This is a genomic window from Leucobacter sp. 1207-22 (assembly GCF_052850455.1).
Genome location: NZ_VXCR01000002.1, coordinates 493,806 through 513,832 on the forward strand (window position 1 = coordinate 493,806; position 20,027 = coordinate 513,832).

At 60.1% G+C, this 20,027-nt stretch carries 19 protein-coding genes and 3 tRNA genes; 9 read left to right on the forward strand and 13 right to left on the reverse strand.

Annotated elements, in window-relative coordinates:
- Nucleotides 1–102 precede the first annotated feature (102 nt).
- Nucleotides 103–594: a ribose-5-phosphate isomerase gene (locus FW756_RS05515; RefSeq protein ID WP_446429156.1), complete on the reverse strand. Its 492-nt coding sequence runs from the start codon at nt 592–594 to the stop codon at nt 103–105.
- A gap of 24 nt (nt 595–618) precedes the next feature.
- The gene (locus tag FW756_RS05520; protein ID WP_446429157.1) at nt 619–1,221 is read right to left on the reverse strand and encodes a mycothiol-dependent nitroreductase Rv2466c family protein; all 603 of its coding nucleotides are present in this window, start codon (nt 1,219–1,221) and stop codon (nt 619–621) included.
- A 131-nt stretch (nt 1,222–1,352) separates the two neighbouring features.
- Here FW756_RS05520 and pepN point away from each other — a divergent pair, with 131 nt between their 5' ends.
- Genes pepN through FW756_RS05540 form a run of 4 tightly spaced genes read left to right on the forward strand, consistent with a single transcriptional unit; the run spans nt 1,353 to nt 6,342 of the window.
- Nucleotides 1,353–3,932 (forward strand): aminopeptidase N, encoded by a 2,580-nt coding sequence (gene pepN / locus FW756_RS05525; protein WP_446429158.1) that lies wholly within the window; start codon nt 1,353–1,355, stop codon nt 3,930–3,932.
- A 2-nt stretch (nt 3,933–3,934) separates the two neighbouring features.
- A complete protein-coding gene (locus tag FW756_RS05530) occupies nt 3,935–4,834 on the forward strand; it encodes a mechanosensitive ion channel family protein (protein WP_446429159.1) in 900 nt (299 codons plus the stop codon).
- Nucleotides 4,831–5,271, forward strand: a complete 441-nt coding sequence (locus tag FW756_RS05535) for a globin (RefSeq protein ID WP_446429160.1) — start codon at nt 4,831–4,833, stop codon at nt 5,269–5,271. The genes FW756_RS05530 and FW756_RS05535 overlap by 4 nt, the downstream gene beginning before the upstream one ends.
- Before the next feature lie 21 nt (nt 5,272–5,292).
- Complete coding sequence (locus tag FW756_RS05540) at nt 5,293–6,342, forward strand: NAD(P)H-dependent flavin oxidoreductase (RefSeq protein ID WP_446429161.1); 1,050 nt, start codon at nt 5,293–5,295, stop codon at nt 6,340–6,342.
- Here FW756_RS05540 and pdxR read toward each other — a convergent pair.
- The gene (pdxR, locus tag FW756_RS05545) at nt 6,339–7,811 is read right to left on the reverse strand and encodes a MocR-like pyridoxine biosynthesis transcription factor PdxR (RefSeq protein ID WP_446429162.1); all 1,473 of its coding nucleotides are present in this window, start codon (nt 7,809–7,811) and stop codon (nt 6,339–6,341) included. The two genes, FW756_RS05540 and pdxR, sit on opposite strands and share 4 nt — an antisense overlap.
- A gap of 150 nt (nt 7,812–7,961) precedes the next feature.
- Between pdxR and FW756_RS05550 the strand changes: the two genes are divergently transcribed.
- Together FW756_RS05550 and FW756_RS05555 are read left to right on the forward strand one after the other, a co-directional pair.
- On the forward strand, nt 7,962–8,423 hold the full coding sequence (locus FW756_RS05550) for an N-acetyltransferase family protein (RefSeq protein ID WP_446429163.1): 462 nt from the start codon (nt 7,962–7,964) through the stop codon (nt 8,421–8,423).
- Between the two features lie 95 nt (nt 8,424–8,518).
- On the forward strand, nt 8,519–9,379 hold the full coding sequence (locus FW756_RS05555; RefSeq protein ID WP_446429164.1) for an ABC transporter ATP-binding protein: 861 nt from the start codon (nt 8,519–8,521) through the stop codon (nt 9,377–9,379).
- 288 nt (nt 9,380–9,667) lie between these two features.
- On the opposite strand, the gene FW756_RS05560 is transcribed toward FW756_RS05555, so the two are convergent.
- The gene (locus tag FW756_RS05560) at nt 9,668–10,642 is read right to left on the reverse strand and encodes a hypothetical protein (RefSeq protein ID WP_446429165.1); all 975 of its coding nucleotides are present in this window, start codon (nt 10,640–10,642) and stop codon (nt 9,668–9,670) included.
- A gap of 4 nt (nt 10,643–10,646) precedes the next feature.
- A tRNA-Arg gene (locus FW756_RS05565) sits at nt 10,647–10,719 on the reverse strand.
- 161 nt (nt 10,720–10,880) lie between these two features.
- On the opposite strand from FW756_RS05565, the gene FW756_RS05570 reads away from it, so the two are divergent.
- Nucleotides 10,881–12,089, forward strand: coding sequence for an MFS transporter (locus tag FW756_RS05570; protein ID WP_446429166.1), 1,209 nt, complete (start codon nt 10,881–10,883; stop codon nt 12,087–12,089).
- Nucleotides 12,090–12,175: 86 nt separating this feature from the next.
- On the opposite strand, the gene def is transcribed toward FW756_RS05570, so the two are convergent.
- A complete protein-coding gene (def, locus tag FW756_RS05575) occupies nt 12,176–12,739 on the reverse strand; it encodes a peptide deformylase (protein ID WP_446429167.1) in 564 nt (187 codons plus the stop codon).
- A gap of 100 nt (nt 12,740–12,839) precedes the next feature.
- Here def and orn point away from each other — a divergent pair, with 100 nt between their 5' ends.
- Complete coding sequence (gene orn, locus FW756_RS05580; RefSeq protein ID WP_446429168.1) at nt 12,840–13,496, forward strand: oligoribonuclease; 657 nt, start codon at nt 12,840–12,842, stop codon at nt 13,494–13,496.
- A gap of 69 nt (nt 13,497–13,565) precedes the next feature.
- Here orn and FW756_RS05585 read toward each other — a convergent pair whose 3' ends face one another.
- A complete protein-coding gene (locus tag FW756_RS05585; RefSeq protein WP_446429169.1) occupies nt 13,566–14,006 on the reverse strand; it encodes a DUF1801 domain-containing protein in 441 nt (146 codons plus the stop codon).
- Between the two features lie 131 nt (nt 14,007–14,137).
- Between FW756_RS05585 and FW756_RS05590 the strand changes: the two genes are divergently transcribed.
- On the forward strand, nt 14,138–14,524 hold the full coding sequence (locus tag FW756_RS05590; RefSeq protein ID WP_446429170.1) for a GntR family transcriptional regulator: 387 nt from the start codon (nt 14,138–14,140) through the stop codon (nt 14,522–14,524).
- Between the two features lie 113 nt (nt 14,525–14,637).
- On the opposite strand, the gene FW756_RS05595 is transcribed toward FW756_RS05590, so the two are convergent.
- The 6 genes from FW756_RS05595 to FW756_RS05620 form a co-directional block, all read right to left on the reverse strand.
- Nucleotides 14,638–14,713, reverse strand: a tRNA-Glu gene (locus FW756_RS05595).
- 173 nt (nt 14,714–14,886) lie between these two features.
- Nucleotides 14,887–15,333, reverse strand: a complete 447-nt coding sequence (locus tag FW756_RS05600) for a DUF779 domain-containing protein (RefSeq protein WP_446429219.1) — start codon at nt 15,331–15,333, stop codon at nt 14,887–14,889.
- A 100-nt stretch (nt 15,334–15,433) separates the two neighbouring features.
- A complete protein-coding gene (adhP, locus tag FW756_RS05605; RefSeq protein WP_446429220.1) occupies nt 15,434–16,453 on the reverse strand; it encodes an alcohol dehydrogenase AdhP in 1,020 nt (339 codons plus the stop codon).
- Nucleotides 16,454–16,578: 125 nt separating this feature from the next.
- Nucleotides 16,579–18,102 carry an acetaldehyde dehydrogenase ExaC gene (exaC, locus tag FW756_RS05610; protein WP_446429221.1) on the reverse strand — a complete coding sequence of 508 codons (1,524 nt, stop codon included), beginning with the start codon at nt 18,100–18,102 and terminating at the stop codon, nt 16,579–16,581.
- A 151-nt stretch (nt 18,103–18,253) separates the two neighbouring features.
- Nucleotides 18,254–19,588: a GAF domain-containing protein gene (locus FW756_RS05615; RefSeq protein WP_446429171.1), complete on the reverse strand. Its 1,335-nt coding sequence runs from the start codon at nt 19,586–19,588 to the stop codon at nt 18,254–18,256.
- Nucleotides 19,589–19,848: 260 nt separating this feature from the next.
- Nucleotides 19,849–19,921 (reverse strand) — tRNA-Glu (locus FW756_RS05620).
- Nucleotides 19,922–20,027 lie beyond the last annotated feature (106 nt).

Sequence of the window (20,027 nt, forward strand, 5' to 3'; positions counted from 1 at the left end):
GAACTCACCTCACATATACAAGAAGTGGGGCTCGGGAACGCGCACGCACGGACCCAGAACCCCACCCTCATGATTGACCTCACCGGCCAATCTTGGAAATTCTTAGAGTGAATCGACCTGCTTACCGGCGATAAGGCCGGTGCGCTCGTACTCGCCAAGCTGCCCGATGCGGCGCACGTGGCGCTCATCACCGGGGAACGGCGTCGCGATGAAGAGATCGATGAAACGGATCGCATCTTCAACGGGGTGCTGACGCGCACCAATCGAAATCACATTGGCATTGTTGTGTTCGCGAGCGAGCTCAGCGGTCGAGTCGTTCCACACGAGTGCCGCGCGGATCCCCTCAACCTTGTTCGCAGCGATCTGCTCGCCGTTACCCGAACCGCCGAACACGACGCCGAGGGCCTCCACGCCGTCACGCTCATCGCGAGCTACCCCGAGTGCTGCGTTGATGCAGAACGAGGGGTAATCGTCGAGAGCGTCGTAGGCCTCAGGACCGTGGTCAATAACTTCGTGGCCCTGGTCTGCCAGGTGCTGCTGAAGCTGCTGGCTGAACTCGAGACCCGCGTGATCGGTGGCAACATGAATGCGCATGGTGACTAGTTTACCCGGTGCGGATTAGAACTGCGGACCGGCGGTTCGTCCGCGCTTGAGTTCGTAGAAGCCAGGCACGCTTGCAGCCATGACCATGCCGTCCCACAAACGCAGCGCAGCGTCTCCCGCAGGCGCAGGTGTGACAACCGGGCCGAAGAACGCGTTGCCGTCAACCGAGATGATGGGAACTCCGACATCAGGACCCGCTGTCGCCATCGCAAAGTCGGTATTCTCTCGAAGCACCGTATCGTCAGCGGCATCGGCGCGTGCTGCAAGGCTCTCGTCGAGCCCCACTGCGGCGAGCGCCTCAGCAATGATCGCGTCGTAGTCGTCACGGTCGTCTGGGTGAATACGAGTGCCCACCTCGGTGTAGAAGCGTCCTACCGCTACATCTCCAGCGACCTCGTGGATTGCGATTGCGATCTGGCCGAGGCGCTTGCCCTGCCGGTGGCCTTCTGCGTGCGAGCCAGCGTCGCGGCCTTCGTTGAGAATCGCGAGGCTAATGGGGCGCCAGGTGACTGGGAATCCACGTACCTCTGACACCTCATGCACCCAGCGGCTGGTCATCCAGCACCAGGGGCAGATGGGATCAAAGAAAAACTCAACGTTTGGTGTCTGCTCACTCATGGTTTCACCCTATCTGGGCTGTGCCAATTCTGGGCGAGATTTCTGTCGCGTTCACGCCTGTTCAGCGCGGTCATTGGTTTGGACGAATACAGTGGACTCATCACATTGTTTTTCGTGGAGTGGAGATCACAGTGCCAGGAGAAAACCTCACTCGTCTTGAGGCCCAGGAACGCGCTCGCGTCGTACAGAGTCAGAGCTACGAAATTGCTTTGCACCTTGCGTCGGGTGACGAGACGTTCCAATCAGATACAACGGTTCGGTTCACGGGCGAAGCTGGTGCTTCGACCTTCATCGACCTCATTGCTGCATCGGTTGAGCTCGTTGAGCTGAACGGTGTCTCGCTTGATCCGGCGGAGGTATTCGCTGATTCGCGCGTGCAGTTGCCAAGCATTGCCGCAGAGAACGTGCTGCGTATCAAGTCGACGCAGCGTTACATGAACACCGGCGAGGGGCTTCACCGCTTCGTCGACCCGGCTGACAACGAGGTCTACCTCTATTCACAGTTCGAGGTCCCCGACTCGCGTCGCATGTTCCCCGTGTTCGAGCAGCCCGATCTGAAGGCAAACTTCCAGTTCACGGTTACCGCTCCTGCACGCTGGAAGGTAACGAGCAACCAGCCGACACCTGAACCAGTAGCGGTTGCTGACCCCTCTGGCGTCGGTGTTCTCGGCGGCGAAGCACTCGCGACCTGGACGTTTGAACCCACCCCGGTCATTTCGAGCTACATCACCGCGCTCATCGCAGGCCCGTACTATGAGGTACGCAGCGAACTCACGAGCAAGGACGGTCGTATCATTCCGCTCGGCGTCTTCTGCCGCCACTCACTCTCCGAGTACATGGACGCAGACTACGTCTTCGACAAGACCCGCGAGGGCTTCGAGTTCTTCGAGAATGAGTTCGACTTCCCGTACCCGTTCGACAAGTACGATCAGCTGTTCGTCCCTGAATACAACATGGGTGCAATGGAGAATGCTGGCGCTGTCACGTTCACCGAGACCTACGTGTTCCGCAGCCAGGTCACCGATGCCATTCGTGAGCGTCGCGTTGTGACGATCCTGCACGAGCTCGCGCACATGTGGTTTGGTGACCTCGTCACCATGCGCTGGTGGAACGATCTCTGGCTGAACGAGTCGTTCGCCGAGTACATGTCGACGCTTGGCGTTGCTGAGGCGACCGAGTGGTCGGATTGCTGGACCACCTTCGCGGCAAGCGAGAAGTCATGGGCATACCGTCAGGACCAGCTCCCTTCGACGCACCCCATCAAGGCTGAGATCCGTGATCTGCAGGATGTTCTCGTGAACTTTGACGGCATTACCTACGCAAAGGGTGCTTCAGTTCTGAAGCAGCTCGTCGCGTGGGTTGGCCGCAAGCCGTTCATGACCGGCGTGCACGATTACTTCGTGAAGCACCAGTTCTCGAACACCGAGCTGCCCGATCTCATGACCGAACTCGAGGCGCAGAGTGGTCGCGACCTCACTGACTGGACCCAGAAGTGGCTGGAAACCGCCGGCGTGAATACGCTTCGTCCCGTCTTCGAGGTTGATGCTGATGGCAAGTTCACCAGCTTCGTAATCGAGCAGACCGCACACGCTGACTACCCAACTCTTCGCCCTCATCGCATTGCTGTTGGTCTCTACGAAGAGCAGAACGGTGCAGTTGTTCGCACCAAGCGCGTCGAACTCGATGTCGATGGCGCGCGCACCGATGTCACTGAACTCATCGGCGAGCAGCAGCCTGCACTCGTGCTCCTCAACGACGATGACCTGACTTACGCGAAGATTCGCCTCGATGAGCGTTCGCTCGAGACCGTCTCTGCTCATCTCGGCGACATCACAGACTCACTCGCACGCGCCCTCGCCTGGAGCACCCTGTGGGATGCGACTCGAGACGCAGAGTTCCCTGCCTCACGTTTTGTTGACATCGTTCTCGCGCACATGGACCGCGAGACCAACTCGACGACACTGCGTACCCTGCTCAACCAGCTGATCCTCGCTGCTTCGAGCTACGTCGCACCAGAGCGTCGCGCAGAAACGCTCGAGAAGGTTGCAGACACGCTCTGGCAGCGCGCAATCGATGCTGAGCCCGGCACCGATGCACAGTTCCAGTTCGTCAAGGCATTCGCGCAGCTCGCCGCGACTGACGATCAGCTCGACTCAGTTCTCGCACTTCTCGAGGGCAAGATCGAGCTCGAGAAGCTCGACATCGACACCGACCTTGGCTGGGAGCTGCTGATCGCACTCGCTGCAGGCGATCGTGCCACCGCAGCCGAGATCGACAAGGCACTCGAGAGCGACCGTACGGCGACGGGCAACCAGTCTGCAGCGCACGCACGTGCAGCACTTCCGACTGCTGAGGCAAAGTCGGCAGCCTGGGACTCGGTGTTCGTCGAGTCAGACAAGCCAAATGCGATTGTACGGTCGACTGGCCTCGGCTTCTTGCGTGCACACGATCGCGAGCTCCTGACCCCGTTCGTTGAGCCGTACTTCGCGTCGCTGACTCAGCTCTGGGATTCGCGAAGCTACGCAATCGTCGAAGAGCTCGTCGACGGGTTCTTCCCGTCACCGCTCGCAGACGCTGCACTTGAGCAGGCAACCCGCGCGTGGCTTGATGCAAACGAAGAGGCTGCACCTGCGCTGCGTCGCCTCATCATCGAGAACCACTCGGGCATCGTGCGCGCACTCGCCGCACAGCAGGCTGACGCGGCGGCCTAACGATGTTCATCTCTGAGGTGGCGGCGCCTTTAGCTGACTTCTACACGACTTTTAAGCAGCCAATCAACATCTTGATGATCATTGCGATCGCCCTGTTTGCGAATTGGCTGTTGAGGTTCGCCCTCCGGCGCACGGTGCAACGCATCGTACAGGGCGTGAAGAAAGCGCAAGACGTCGATTCCACCTCAGAGCTCACCGCTGCACCGTACATCAATGCACGTGCGGTGCAGCGGACCCGCACCCTTGGCACCGTCGGTCGCCACGTCATCACTTGGTCAATAGTCGTGTTCGCGCTCATCGCCATTCTTGCGAACATGGGTGTGAACCTCGCAGCGCTTCTCACCTCGGCCGGCATTGTCGCGGCAGGCCTCACCTTTGGCGCACAGAACATCGTCAAAGACATCCTCAACGGCTTGTTTATGGCGTTTGAAGATCAGCTCGGCGTTGGCGACTTCGTCACCATCGACACGATCTCAGGAACCGTGGAAGACGTTGGCATTCGCGTGACTCAGGTGCGCGCCTACGATGGCACACTCTGGTTCATCCGCAATGGCGAGATTCTCATGCTCGGCAACGCTTCCCAGGGCTGGGGTCGCGCAGTGATCGACATCACCGTCGACGCAGACCAAGACCTCAAGCACGTGGGTGAAGTCGCAGTTGACGCAGCTGAAGATCTCTTGTCGCAGGAGCAATACCGCCGCAAGGTGACTGGCTTCCCAGAGATCCTCGGTCTCGAGAGTGTCTACGGCAATCGGGCGACCCTGCGTTTGACGATGCGCACTCGCCCAGAGGCGCGAGATGAAGTCCGCCGAGCATTGCGCGCCGCGATTCGTCGAAGCTTCAATGAGAACGGCATCAAACTGGCGGATGAACTCCCGCCAACACTCGGAGGTAAAGCATGACCGATCAGACACCAGCGCAGCCTCGTTTGACGCTGCGCAAGGACGAGAATGGTGATGCCTTGACCGATACGGTCTGGGCGCAGATCGGTGGCGAGGAAACCTTCGAGTTCATCGCCGCAAAGTTCTACGAGGGCGTTCGAGAGGACCCGATTCTCGCCCCCATGTACCCACAGGACGACTGGGACGGCGCCATCCGCCGCTTCCGCATGTTTCTCGAGCAGTACTGGGGAGGCCCGGGAACCTACTCGGCAGAACGAGGTCACCCCCGGCTGCGGATGCGTCACGCGGCATTCCACATTGACTCGGACGCACGCGATCGCTGGTTGCAGCATATGAACGCAGCGCTCGATGCAGCAAAGCTTCCGCCGATGCACGATGCTGCGATCCGCGACTATGTCGAGCGAGCGGCGTTCTCGCTCATTAACCAGCCAGGCTAGGCGCAAGCTCAGCAGGTTGCCGTGCGTTCCGATCCACTTCTGCAGACACCGGTCCCACTGGTTGCCGCTCCGATGGCGGGTGGCCCGACCACGGTAGCGCTTGCGCGTGCAACCGCAGCAGCGGGCGCATTTCCGTTTCTTGCGGGCGGATACCAAACTGCAGATGCGCTCATGGCGCAGGTCGCAGAGCTACGCGAAAGCACGCCACGCTTCGGTGTGAACCTCTTCGTCCCCCAGCCAGAACCAACGAATATCCCAGAGTTTCGCGCATACGCAATGGCGATTCAGCCGGAGGCGACTGCGCTCGGGGTCACCCTTGATCCGCGGCCCCGCGTCGACACCGATGATTGGGACGCCAAGATCGCGGGGCTTGTTGCGTCTCCCGTTCCCGTTGTGTCGTTGACGTTTGGCTTACCGGTCGACGGTGCCATTAGTGCGTTGCAACAGGTCGGCACGCAGGTCTACGCGACGGTCACGTCAGCGGCAGAGGCTAATCTTGCGCTCGGTGCTGGCGTTGATGGGCTCGTCGTGCAAGGTGCTGCAGCGGGCGGCCACTCGGCTATTCACGACCAGCATGCGGCGCTCATGCCAAGCGCAACTGACGAGCTTGTTGCTGAGATACGGCGCATCACTGATTGCCCGCTGATCGCAGCAGGAGGGGTAGATGGCCCCTCAGCGGTGTCGGCGTTGCTGAGCCGCGGCGCTTCCGCGGTCGCAGTCGGCACGCTCCTCCTTCGTGCCCATGAAGCCGGAACCTCACCCGCCCATCGGTCAGCGCTGACAGATCCACGTTTCACACAGACTGTTCTCACGCGAGCTTTCACTGGCCGACTTGCCCGTGCGCTCGACAACGACTTCACCGCTCATTTCGCGGATCTCGCCATCGAATCGTACCCGGCCGTGCACCATCTCACTCGGCCGTTGCGAACAGCTGCCTCCAGGCAAGGCGATACTGAGCGGCTCCACCTCTGGGCAGGCACAGGCTACCGCGCGGCACGAGACGAGCCAGCGTCCGAGATCATCAGTTGGCTCGCAACGGGATGCCACTCCCTGCCCACCGCAAGTCGCTAGCGCCCAAGTTCGGCAAGCACAGTCAATAGCTCGCCTACTCCCCGCACCAAACGAGGCGTTGTTTCGTGCCCGTACCCAATTGCCAATCCATTTCGCAGCTGCGAACCGGTCGCAAACTCTGCGAGCGGTTCCACAACGACTCCGCGTTGGCGCAGTCGCACAGCTGCAAGAGTCGCATCAATGTGCGGCGGAAGTTCAAGCACAACGTGCAGTCCCCCATCAGCTCCGAGCGCGTTGAAGCCGCGCCGCTCAAGCATCTCAAGCACGAGCTCCCTGCGGTGACGGTACTCGCGCTTATTGCGCGCCACCGCCCGTTTCAGTCCGCCACTGGCAACAAACTCCGCAAGCGCGAACTGTGTATGCGCTGACACGCTCGAGCCAATCGCAGTGCGAGCGCGAAGCAACGCCTCCCGCATGGGCGCATTGCCCTGCGGCAATACGATCATTCCGCAGCGCAGCGTCGGGCTAAACGTCTTGTTCAGGCTTGCGATGTACAGAGTCACCCCGTGCGCGTCAAGTGAAGCCATGGACGGCAACGCCGGGCCGGTGTGGCGAAACTCGCTGTCATAGTCATCTTCAATCACGAATGCGTTGTTCTGATGCGCCCATTCGAGCAGTGCCAGCCGCTCATCTGCCGGGAGTCGTCCGCCAAGCGGATACTGGTGGCTCGGTGTCAGCATGACCGCGTCAAGATCCACCTCTGAGTCCACGCGTGTGAGATCGGCGAGATCAATGCCGTGTTCGCCAACTCGTACTGGCACCGCTGTGGCTCCTGCGCTCGTCAGCGCAACGACGCCATCCCGATAACCAGGGTCTTCAACCGCAATTCGCGGCGTTCGATGTGCGCGCACCTGTGCGAGGGCAATTCCAATCAGGAGCAGGGCTTCAGAAGTTCCAGACGTAATAATGATGTCGTCACCTGCGCACCTCACGCCACGAAAGAATCGAACGTGCGCCGCCAGCGCGTTTCGGAGTTCGCTGTACCCAGATGCCGGGATTGTCTCACTCGACCATGATTCGTGCGCGGCGCGACCCAAGGCCCGCAGCCATTCCCGCGGCGGATCAGCAGACACATACGGCTGTCCAGTGATCAGCGTGATTGGCGCCGAGTTGGTCGACGCAGCAGGGCTCTGCGCTGTATTGCTCCGCGCTCCGGCAGACAGATCAGCTCCCGCTTCGGCTGTGCCCGTTGTGGGCGCCTTGACCAGCCACTCTGGAATCTCGGCAGAGACCAGGGTGCCAGAACCTGGGGCGCTATCGAAGAAGGCTTCGCCAAGCAGCTGCTCGTAAGCCCCAACAACAACCGTGCGCGAAACGGCCAGCGACTCGGCAAGTCGCCGCGTCGACGGCAGTCGATCGCCAGGCAACAGTTTGCCAGTGATGATCGCGTCACGAAGCTGCTCGGCAAGCTGCGCCGTTAGTGGCTGCGTCGAATCGCGTTCGAGATGCAGCAGTGGAATGGGATCCATGTCAATCTCACTTCCAAAGTGGTATTCCTGGTTTTACCAATTTTGGCATATTCTTCGATACCACTTACCGAGAGGATTGGGTAACCGACGTCGGATGCCAGCTTTCGCGCGCACACCGGCTCACTCCACAACACCAACGAGGAACACAGCATGAACACCACTCCCCTGCAGGTACGCCCCATCGCAGCAGCCGACGAGCAGCGCTGGCGCGAACTCTTCCGCGCCTACCGCGAGTTCTACAAGCTCGAAGAATCAGAAGAGGTTGTCTCACGCGTGTGGTCGTGGCTCATGGCCGGTGATCACGGAGCTTACGCGCTCGTAGCTGAGCTCGATGGCGCCATTCAGGGCATCGCGCACTACCGCTACTTCTTCTCACCCTATGTCGGTACCAAAAACATCTTCCTGGATGACCTGTTCACCACACCAGACGCACGAGGCCGTGGCGTTGGCCGCGCGCTCATTGGTGCGCTCACCGACAAGGCCGCGGCTGAAGACTGCGGCATCGTCCAGTGGGAAACCGCAGACGATAACCACACCGCGCAGGCACTGTACGACTCGCTCGCGACGAAGACGACCTGGCTTACCTACGAGGCTCTTCCCACCCAGAAGTAAGCGCACATGACTGCGGGACTGAGGGGGCTCCTGCCCCTCAGTCCCGCAGTCGTTCGCCAGACAACGCATTTTGACGACGCGGTATAAAGGATGTCATGCAATACCCAACGGTGCTCCAGCTCTCCCACGTTGACATTGTGCGCAACGGACGGACAATCCTTGACGATATCCAGTTCACAGTCCGCGCTGGCGAGCACTGGGCACTCATCGGCGCAAATGGCGCCGGCAAAAGTACCATGCTCAGCATGTGCGGTGCCGAGGCGCATCCCACACGCGGCACAGTGCACGTGCTCGGTCAACAACTCGGACGGGTCGAGATCCGCGCATTGCGCGAATCAATCGGGCACGTCAACCCGCGTCACCGCCTGCAATCGCCGCTTTCCATACGCGAGGTGGTGCTCACCGGCGCCACTGGCACAACTGAGCTCATGAGACAGTGGGAACCCGGAGCAGACCTTGTAGAGCGCGCAGATGCACTCATCGACCTCCTCGGACTCCGTCCGGTCGCGCACGCTACTTGGCCAACCATGTCCCAAGGCGAACGCGGCAGAACGCTCATTGCGCGCGCACTCATCGCGGATCCAAAACTTCTGCTTCTTGACGAGCCGTCGACAGGGCTTGATGTCGCAGCTCGGGAACAGCTTCTCGAAACCATCGACCAGCTACACGATTCACACCCTGAGCTCGCGACGGTGCTGGTCACGCACCACCTCGAGGAACTTCCAGAGACCACAACCCACGCTGCGCTTCTCAAGCACGGCAAGATTCTTGCCTCCGGTGCCGCACCAGAGGTCTTGACGACTTCGCTCGTCTCAGACGCGTTCGATCACCCCATCAATATCGAACGAGTAGACGGACGCTGGTTGGCTCGGGCTCGGCGTCGCCCAGCCGCGTCGGTGGCTGAGCTACCGCATCCCCTTGCCGCTCACGCGACACCGTCGGAATCGGTGAGCTAGCCGGCTGCTTGTACCGTTGCAGGCAGCACACAGACGGCACAATAAGCCAGAGCGAGCAACATTGATGCCCCGAAGACTCCGCCGCCGAAGACGAGAAAGGCTACTTCAGCCTTCCGTGGTTTTGGGATCGTCCGCGCTCCGGCCACACCTGCCACCTTTCCTAGGTCTGTGCTGCGCCCTTCAGCACATCACAGTTCACATACTCGCAGTGCTAGCTGAGTATTGGCGGCACTCATGAACGTTCTCGAGGATTGGCGAAGTGCGGCGGGGCGCCAACAGCCGCAAACTTCACTCAGATGTGATGCGCCGAAAACGAGTGCCATGTGTCGCCGATAATTCACCAACGGCTTTGAGGCCCGCTGCACTCAGCGCGCGAACATGCCGCTGCAGCAATGGCGGGAGCGCTGTCTGCTCCTGAGCTCGCGCACCGTCGCCAACCCAAACGTACAGACGCTGTGCGCGAGCTGGCCCGCTCGAACGGACCTCAAGCCGCGCCAACGCACCGGATCGATGCCAGTTCAACGATTCGATGTGGCGCAGCGGAAAACTCCACACACGTTCGTCCGTCGAGACCTGAAGTGAGGCCGGAAGCCACCTCACCGTGACGCGCCGCCGTTGAACGCGGTGTAGCAGCACCTTGCCCAATGCGAATGGCAGCCACGCGCCGACACCGATGACCAGCGCAGTGACCATCGGTCCGGCGTGCAAGAGCCATGCGCCACCCCACCAAAGCAATGCAGCGACAACCGCTCCAGTTGTTCCGATGCACGCGGCGATCCACGCCCAATACGCACGCGGGGCCAGCGGAACAGCCTGCAGCTCGCAGCTCGATCGAACATGCTCGACTCGCCAGGCTGGCGGATCGGGACGCCGCCTTCCGCTATGCAACAGCGCCCTGGCGAATAAGGTCATCGCAATCCACGTGCCCGCAGGGCAGCCAGCCACTGCAGCGAATTGCAGCAGACCAACGATCGGAGCAGGCATCCCCAACATACTTTGCCTGACGCCAGCACTCGAAGCACCCACGACAAGCACAGCAAGCAGCACGAGGATTGCGGCCAGAACAATCACGCTGACGCGTGGTGAGTATCGTCGTTGAACCAGTGCCGCGCCCCACATCGCACCGCACCCGCCAGCGAGGATCGCCAAGAAGAAAGGCACAAGCTCCATGCCAGCGCCAGCGAGAAACGACGGAACTGCGCCAACCGTGCACAGCAATGCCCAAGTAGCAGGTGACGTCAGAACGTTCAGCGTATTGGTCAAAAAGTGCCCCCGGTAGGATTCGAACCTACGACCAGCGGATTAGAAGGCCGCTGCTCTATCCCCTGAGCTACGGAGGCCACCAGAGCAGTCTACTATGTACGCTCTCGCAAAAGCTGCTCTTTCAATGGGCCGGGTGCGCCGCCTCAGCAGGGTGGCACTGAGCATGCTCGAGAGTGCGGCGAGCCGAACGCCGGTGTCACCGAGCATCACGGCAGTCCCCCGCAGCTAGACTGGTTCAATGTCACAGCAGTCGAGGTCCTCGTTACCGTTTGAGGTCTGGGCGCTCGTCGCTGGCGGGTTCACGGTCGCGCTCGGGTACGGCGTTGTTGCGCCAGTAATTCCACAATTTGCGCTCGAGTTCGGGGTATCGACGTTCGCTGCCTCTGCGATCGTGAGCGCATTCGCGCTCATGCGTCTCGTCGGCGCTCCCCTCGCTGGTTGGGTCGTCGTCAAGCTTGGTGAACGGCGCACCTATACGCTTGGCATTTTGATCGTCGCGGGGTCAACGGGCGCGGCGGCACTCGCACAGTCCTACTCGCAATTCCTGGTATTGCGCGGGGTGGGTGGTCTTGGATCGGCGATGTTCACCATCGCTGCGACCGCTCTACTCGTAGAGGTGAGTCCGCCAGATGCCCGCGGTCGGGTTGCAAGCGTCAACTCGGCGTCGTTCCTGCTCGGTGGACTTCTGGGCCCGGTGCTTGGCGGTATCGTCGCGGGATATGGCGTGCGCGCGCCGTTCGTGTTCTACTTCATCACGCTCGTTATCGCAGCAATTATCGTGACGGTCGCACTTCGGAGTAAGCACGCGACCGCACGCAAGGCAAAGTCAGACCAGCCAGCGCGACCCATGAAGCTCGGTGAAGCTCTGAGCTTCCGTCACTACCGAGCACTCTTGGTATCGGTATTCGCGTTCGGCTGGACCTCATTCGGTGTGCGCATCTCAATCATCCCGCTGTTCGTCGCGATCGTATTCAATGGAGACGCGGCTCTCGCAGCGTGGGTGCTTGCAGGATACGCGGCAGGTAACGCGATCCTCATTCTTCCGTCCGGGCGCTGGAACGACACGATAGGCCGCAAACCCATGCTTGTCATGGGGCTCAGTGTCGTCGCAGTGAGCTACGCGACGTTCCCACTTGCACATGAGGTCTGGCAGGCTGCCGCGATCATGGTCGTTGCGGGCATGGGTTCTGCGCTTGCGAATCCTGGCCACCAGGCCGTACTCGCGGACGTCATGGGGAGCCGCCGCGGTGGCACCGTTGTCTCGACGTATTCGATGTCGAGCGACCTGGGCGGTGTACTCGGCCCACTTGTTGCCGGCGCAATCGTCGATGCGGCAGGATTCGGATGGGCGTTCGCGGTTACAGCGGCGTTGACTGCGATCGCCGCGGCGTATTGGACCATAATGCCTGACTCACGCACGTTGCGAGCGGATCGCACAGCGGACTGAGCCCGGCACATCATTCAGCCCAATGAAACGTGTGAACCCCCTCCGAAAAGGGGGTTCACACGTTTCACGCCTCAGCGGCAAAACAACTATGCGTCGAGGTCGTCCTCGCCCGGCATCCAGGTCAGGCCAGGCTGGCCCCACCCGTTACGGCGACGCGCCTTCAGCGCTGCCTTGTTTTCAGGGTGCTGCAGTCGGTCGACATAGAGCAGCCCGTTGAGGTGATCGAATTCGTGCTGCAGGATACGCGCGAACCAGCCAGATGCCTGAATCTCGAAGGGGTTGCCGTCAATGTCCTGCGCACGGAGCAACGCGCGTTCTGAACGACGGAGCGCAAAACGCTCTCCCGGGAACGAGAGGCAACCTTCTTCTTCATCCTCGCCTGGGATGCCAGGAACCGGCGGTGAGATCCACAGCTCTGGGTTGATTGCGACGCCCTGCGCAGGCGCCTCGTCTTGGTCCTCATACATCCACACGAAGATGCGCTTATTAATGCCGACCTGAGGGGCCGCGAGACCAACGCCAGGCGCGGCAACAGTCGTATCGAACATGTCGTCGACGAGCTTGCGCAGATCCGCATCGAACTCAGTTACCGGCTCAGCCGGGCGATGCAGTACGGGCTCACCGCAAATCGTAATGGGAAGAACAGCCATGCTCCAAGCCTACCTGCGCCGATAGACTGGGCTTTCGCGCGTTGCGTTTTCTCGCACGATTTCGCGTTTCTTTTCCCCAAATGTCCACAAGGAGGCCCACGTGTCGAACACACCCGCAGAGCAGATCGTCTGGATCGATTGCGAGATGACGGGACTCGACGCGGATCGTGATGGCCTGTGCGAGATTGCACTCATCATCACCGACTTCGACTTGAAGCCGCTCGACGCGAAGGGTTTCGAAATCATCATCAATCCAGGCGAAGCCGCCATGGAGAACATGAACGATTTCGTGCGTGGAATGCACGAGAAATCAGGTCTGCTCCCGAAAATTGCTGAGGGTGTTACCGTCGCAGCTGCCGAAGAGCAGGTGCTCGCGTATGTGAACTCACTCGTCACCAAGGGTCGTCGTCCGCTCGTCGCTGGCAACACCATCGGCATGGACCGACGTTTTATTGCAAAGTACATGCCTACCCTCGAAGAGCGTCTGCACTATCGCAGCATCGACGTTTCGACAATCAAGGAACTCAGCCGCCGCTGGTACCCACATGCGTACTCGCTCGCGCCAGAAAAGCGCGGCGGTCACCGCGCGCTCGCTGACATCGCTGAGTCAATTCAGGAGCTTGCGTACTTCCGCGATGCTGCCATGCTTCCGCTCCCTGGCCTTGAGCGCCCCGCGGTGAAGGCTGTCGCCGCACAAACCACTGACTCATATCGCGAACTTATCGATGACGCAATCGCGGGCGGCAAAACCGAATAACTCTGACAGTCTGAGCACTCATCAGTCGCGGCTCCCCACCAGGTGCCGCGACTTTCTGGTTTCCGAGGGTTACTCGGCCGTACCCTTTCTCGGATCGGGGTCGTCCTCACGCCCTGCCCCAATGCGAATCAGCTCGCGCAGCACGGCCTCGTCGATATCCTCAAGCTTGCGCACGTAGACGCAGCCTCGACCCTCTGAATACTTCCCAAGCTGCGGGAGCAGTTGCGCCCCTTCTGGGAGGTCTTTGAGTCCGTACAGGGAAAGCTGGGCCTTGCGCGGCGAGAAACCCACTTTGGGCCAGGTGCCACGGGTTGCCGTCTTCGCTGGTGACACGTACTGGTAGCTGCCATAGCCGATCATAGTTGGTCCCCACAGCACCGGCTGTTCACCGGTCTCTTCGAGAAAGATTTCTGCGAGCCTCAGGCCATCACTGCGTCGTTTCAACGGTTCGACGGCATCAAGAAACTCCGCGACATTCGCGTCAGTGGGCTGCGTCTTCGGCGTGCTCATGATTTTCACCTTAGTCATTTCAATTATTGCGTCAATGAGATCTCAGGTTTTCACCGACGCCACATCGATCTACAATGACGTTACATCGCTGCACAGTCGCACGATTTCACAACACCCGAAAGGAACATCGAATGGACATCATCGTCAAGCTTTCGGTTGACCCACAATCGTCAGTGCCACCATATGAGCAGCTTCGACGCCAGATCGCCCAACAGATCATGCGCCACGAACTCGCTGCCGGCGATCGTCTTCCCCCAGTGCGCAAGCTTGCCGAACAGCTTGGTATGGCTGCGAACACCGTTGCACGCGTCTACCGGGAGCTCGAAGCGACGGACTACGTCGTCACCCGCGGACGTGCGGGCACCTTTATCTCGGATATTGCACCTGCGGATCCGCAAGCGGCAGAAACTGCGACGGCACTCAGCGCCGCATACGTCGCTGAAATGCGAGAGCTTGGGTTTGGCCCCACGGTCATCACTCAGTTCATTGCAGCGGCACTTCGAGGGGCCGCTGAATAGAGCGACACGAACCCCGAGTGCGCGACCGCGCCGCAAACTCCAGGGCTGAACCAGAGCCTTACCGAAGAAACAAAAATCCCTCACCTGTTCTCAGGTGAGGGATTTTGCCTAGTTGGTGACCCCAGCGGGATTCGAACCCGCGTTGCCGCCGTGAGAGGGCGGAGTACTAGGCCGCTATACGATGGGGCCGTGCTGACATGGCCTCGGGAATCACTCCCCGCTGCCGTTGCAACATGTATATTTTTGCACGCCGTTGAGTTCACCTGCAAATCGGAGCATTATCTTCGGCAAGTCGCAAGGTATAGCCTCAGTTTTCCACGTTCGTCAGCAGCCTCTCATGGCGACCTTCTGTCTTTACATCCTTACTGCAGCAGCTTCGAACGAATGAGGAAACGTTGCCCTTCAGGGGCTTCAAGCGAAAATCCGCTTCCTCGCCCAGGGACAGCGTCTACCGTCAAGTGTGTGTGGGCCCAGAGAATGAACTGTTCCCCTGACATCCAGAAGCCAATTTCACGCTCATTTGAGAGTTCGAGCGTTCCGAGCAAGACGTCTCCCCCACCCACGCGAAATTCTCCGGCGGAATAGCACATTGGCGCACTCCCGTCACAACACCCACCCGACAGGTGAAACATCAGTGGACCATGCATCGACCAGAGCTTCTCAATCAATTCGATCGCACTCGCGGTAAAGGCGAGCCTGCTGAGCGTCTCTCCGGCGACCTCCGGTCTGGCCGCAATGGCGTGAACTTCTTCGGTTGCCGCACCCGAAGGTTCTCGCTCTACGTATGGTTCGCGTTCCTTGCCTTGCATACTCATGCCTGCCTCCTGTGTGACTGCCGCCGCTGCAGGAGTTGAGATGATCCACCCCACAACCGAAGCGGATCATCTCAACTCACACCGCTTATGCGTTTCAGCGATCCGCCAGACGCAACACCACGCGACCATCAATGCTGCCAGCGCGCATTTCGTCAAAGACGTCGTTGATATCGCCGAGCGGACGCTCAGCAATCGTCGGATGGATCAGGCCACGAGCATAGAAGTCGAGAGCCTCAATCATGTCTTGCCGGGTGCCGACAATCGAGCCGCGGATCGTGAGCCCCTTGAGCACAATGTCAAAAATAGGTGCGGGGAAATCCCCCGGAGGAAGCCCATTGAAGGCAATCGTCCCGCCGCGTCGGGTCATGCCGATCGCCTGGCCAAACGCAGATGGGTGCACCGCAGTTACGAGCACGCCGTGTGCACCTCCCGTCGCCTGTTGAACAGCTGCAACTGGATCTTCGTCGCGGGCGTTCACCGTGACTTCCGCGCCGTGAGCTTTCGCAAGCGCCAGCTTGTCGTCAGCAATGTCAACTGCGACAACTCGCATGCCCATTGCCACCGCATATTGCACCGCAATATGTCCCAGGCCACCGATACCAGAAATGACCACCCATTGGCCGGGACGCACTCCCGTAACTTTCAGGCCCTTGTATACGGTGACGCCAGCGCACAGCACGGGAGCAACTTCAGCAGGATCAGACCCAGCCGGAACGATTGCAGCGTACTCGGCGTCAACCAGCATGTATTCCGCGAACGAACCATCAACTGAGTAGCCGCCGTTCTGCTGGCTTTCGCACAGCGTCTCCCAGCCAGTACGGCAGTGTTCACAGTGCCCGCAGGCCGACCAGAGCCATGCGTTACCGACCATGTCGCCGACCTGTACGTTGGTGACTCCTTCGCCAACGGCCTCGACGATGCCCACGCCCTCGTGTCCAGGAATAAACGGGGGTGTGGGTTTCACCGGCCAGTCCCCCTCCACCGCATGAAGATCCGTGTGACACACGCCGGTGGTGAGTACGCGCACGAGCGCCTGCCCACGGCCAGGAGAAGGTGTCGGCTGCGAACTCACGTTGAGTTTTGCGCCGAATGAAGGGACGACTGCTGCTTGCATTGCTTGAGCGTTCATTGGAATAAACCTTTCAACATTTCGAGTGCGCTTGCACCCGTGAATTGTGTGCTGAGCTTCGGCGTCATTCTCAGCGACGCCGCCGGCCAAGACGGCCTGTGAAGTGAGGCTTAGAAGAAGCCGTCTGCCTCTTCCTTGTAGCTGACTAGCAGGTTTTTGGTCTGCTGATAGTGGTCAAGCATCATGAGGTGGTTTTCCCGACCGATGCCGCTCGACTTATAGCCGCCAAAGGCTGCGTGCGCGGGATACGAGTGATAGTTGTTGATCCACACGCGACCGGCCTGGATTGCCCTGCCCGCTCGGTACGCGGTATTCCCGTCTCTGCTCCACACCCCGGATCCGAGACCGTAGAGCGTATCGTTTGCAATCCGCATCGCATCATCAAAATCTTGGAACGTCGTGGCAGCAACGACCGGTCCGAAGATTTCTTCTTGGAAAATCCGCATGGAGTTATCGCCACGGAAGACCGTCGGCTGGATGTAGAAGCCACCTGCGAATTCGCCACCGAGATCCTCCGGCCCACCACCGGTCAGCACTTCCGCTCCTTCGAGCCGACCAATCTCCAGATAAGACTTGATCTTTTCGAACTGATCATTCGAAGCCTGGGCACCCACCATCGTCTCGGTGTCGAGTGGGTTGCCCCGCTTGATCCGCTCAACGCGTTCAACCACTGCATCAAAGAAGTCTGTAGCGATCGACTGCTGCACCAGCGCACGCGATGGGCACGTACACACTTCGCCTTGATTCAGCGCGAACATCGCAAAGCCCTCTTGGGTTTTATCCCAGAACGCGTCGTCTTTGGCCATCACATCTTCAAAGAAGATGTTTGGGCTCTTCCCGCCAAGTTCGAGGGTTACCGGAATGATGTTTTCCGATGCGTACTGCATGATGAGACGACCGGTGGTGGTCTCTCCGGTAAATGCAATTTTCCGGATGCGCTTGTTGGTCGCGAGCGGCTTGCCCGCCTCGGCGCCAAAGCCGTTCACGATGTTCACCACACCAGGTGGCAACAGGTCACCGATCAGCTCAAACAATACGAGAATCGAAGCCGGTGTCTGCTCTGCTGGTTTCAGCACGATCGCGTTACCTGCTGCCAAGGCTGGAGCGAGTTTCCACGTCGCCATCAAGATAGGGAAGTTCCACGGAATGATTTGCCCGACCACGCCGAGCGGTTCGTGGAAGTGATAGGCAACAAGATCTTCGTTGATCTGCGAGATGCCACCTTCCTGCGCACGTATCGCAGCCGCAAAGTAGCGGTAGTGGTCGACCGCCAACGGCAGGTCAGCAGCGAGTGTCTCGCGCACCGCTTTGCCGTTGTCCCAGGTCTCTGCGACCGCGAGCAGTTCGAGGTTCGCCTCGATTCGATCCGCAATCTTGTTCAGCACGTTCGCACGCTCGGCGGGACTGGTGCTCCCCCAAGCTGGCGCTGCGGCATGCGCCGCGTCGAGTGCGAGTTCGATGTCTTCCGCGGTCCCCCTGGCGACCTCGCAGAAGACCTGGCCTGTGACGGGAGTCACGTTTTCAAAATACTGGCCCTTCACAGGAGGAACCCACTCGCCACCAATGTAGTTCTCGTAGCGACTCTTAAAATTCACTAGCGCCCCGGGCTGTCCGGGCGATGCATACACGACCATTGTTTCGGCCTCTTTCGACGTCGTTGTCTTGATGCCCTCAGTGGTCGTTGTGCGCCGCTGTTTGGTGAGCACCGGGAAAGGTAGCTTTCCTGTGGCTCAGCCTATGCAGGCGACGTTGCATCAACGTTGCAGTGCGCCAGATCGGCTCATCTCAGGGCCGCAACGACTCAAGTCGCGCAACAACTCTTGCCCTGCGAGGGCTCTGCGGGGGCAAGACTTGCAGAAGCGTCTGCCACACCTCAACGTCCTCAGTTCCCCACCGCAGCGCATAGTCGAAGAGCAAATCAGGAGTCGCCTGTTGCAACAGCGCCTCGCGCAACGTACCGTCGACATCGCGTCGCAATTCTTCCGCAACCGGAGCGTCAGAACCAGGCAAGACAGGACCTTCATAGGCCGCGAATGCAAGCCTATGCGCGCCACGTGCAATTGCTTCAAGCGCTTCGACCGCGTCAACACGGAGCGATCCACTGAGCCGATACGGTCGCGCGAGGATCTGCACTCCCGTGTTCTGTGCAGTCAGCCATTTACGCAATCGCACAAGCTCTGGGCGAAGCGTTCCTTCAAATTCTGCTGCTCCATAGACCCGTTCCGCAAGGTCCGCTGCTCCGAGCCCGGCAGGCTCAGTAGCAAGGGCGACGAGAATCTCGGCGTGCCTCTGGCTCAGCGGAACCGCGCCAGCACTCAGTTCCAGGAGCGCAGGATCACGTCCGAGCACCATGAGACGAGGTACAGCAGGTGGCGTTGAGTGCCGCACGACACGGTTTCCTTTGCCTTCGCGTTGGATCGCCGCTTTCAGCGCGCCAACCGCAAGCTCAGCTTCAACCGCCGCGAGTGTCGCTTTGACGAGTGGGAGCACATGGGGTGAGGCCGCAAGATCTCCGCCAGTCACATCGAGCACACCAATGATTGCGCCAGTGCTGGGACAATGCACTGGCGCGGCAGTGCAACTCCACTCGTGCACGGCACGCGAGTAGTGCTCAGCACCGAGCACTTGAATCCCGTGATCAAGCGCGAGCGCGCTCCCTGGAGCACTCATGCCTACCTCCGATTCAGACCAGTCCATGCCGGGCCGAAATCCAATGTCTGCGGCTTTCCCGCGAAGTTCCCGGTCACCCTCCACCCACAGGAGCCTTCCCGCCGCATCGCCCAGTGCAACGATGAACCCGCTTTCCGTTGCCTCCTCAAGTAACAGCCTGCGCACCACCGGCATCGCCTGGCGCAACGGATGCGTACGCTGCAATTGTTCGAGGTGCTCAGCAGAAAGCGCCTCAGCACACGGCACACGATCAGGGTCAGTCCCCCGGGTGCGCAGCCAAGAATCCAGCACCACTGGCCGCAGCATCGCCAGGCTGGCATGTCTAGCATGCAGCTCTGCCCTCGTCACACCGTGCCGGCCGGTAACGAAGTCTTCGTGTGCTTGCTCAAGTACACGCCTGCGATCTCGTACTGACTCCCCGCGCCTGAGCGCGCGCCACACGTTCGACATTTCGGCCTCCCTGCACGCCAACCGAGCGTCGTCGCCACGGTTGCCAACGAGGGTAACAGCGGATCCAGAGAAGGTGTAGTGTTCGCTGCCGAAACAGCGATTTATAGGCTCGCCCAAGGTGATCAGCGCCACATCACTTCGCGAGACACCGGCACTCGCTGACACCGGCACTCGCTAATACTGGCTCGCATCACAAGATGAGATGCCCTTGGAAAACAAAAATCCCTCATCTGCGAGAGATGAGGGATTTGCCTAGTTTGTGACCCCAGCGGGATTCGAACCCGCGTTGCCGCCGTGAGAGGGCGGAGTACTAGGCCGCTATACGATGGGGCCGTGCTGACTTCGCCGCAGGAATCAATTCCAGCTGCCGTGGCAACGAGATATATCTTGGCATGCATATGACTTCATGCGCAAATTGACACAAATTCGCCGGGAGTGT